This window comes from Bacillus paranthracis (assembly GCF_001883995.1).
Lineage (GTDB): Bacteria > Bacillota > Bacilli > Bacillales > Bacillaceae_G > Bacillus_A > Bacillus_A paranthracis.
Genome location: NZ_MACE01000063.1, coordinates 1 through 208, shown reverse-complemented (window position 1 = coordinate 208; position 208 = coordinate 1). Strand labels below are relative to the sequence as shown.

The 208-nt window shown below is 53.4% G+C and carries 1 protein-coding gene; it reads right to left on the bottom strand.

Translation table 11 applies throughout. The annotated features are described in order from the left end of the window. Positions 1-208, bottom strand: a 208-nt coding sequence (locus tag BAQ46_RS23645; protein WP_211275848.1) for a hypothetical protein, incomplete at both ends; no start/stop codon positions are given.

Below are 208 nucleotides of genomic sequence, written 5' to 3'. Positions count from 1 at the left end.
AGTAGGTCCAGTAGGTCCAGTAGATCCAGTAGCTCCAGTAGGTCCAGTAGATCCAGTAGCTCCTGTAGCTCCTGTAGGTCCAGTAGCTCCTGTAGCTCCTGTAGGTCCAGTAGATCCAGTAGGTCCAGTAGCTCCTGTAGGTCCAGTAGCTCCTGTAGCTCCTGTAGCTCCTGTAGGTCCAGTAGATCCAGTAGCTCCTGTAGCTCCA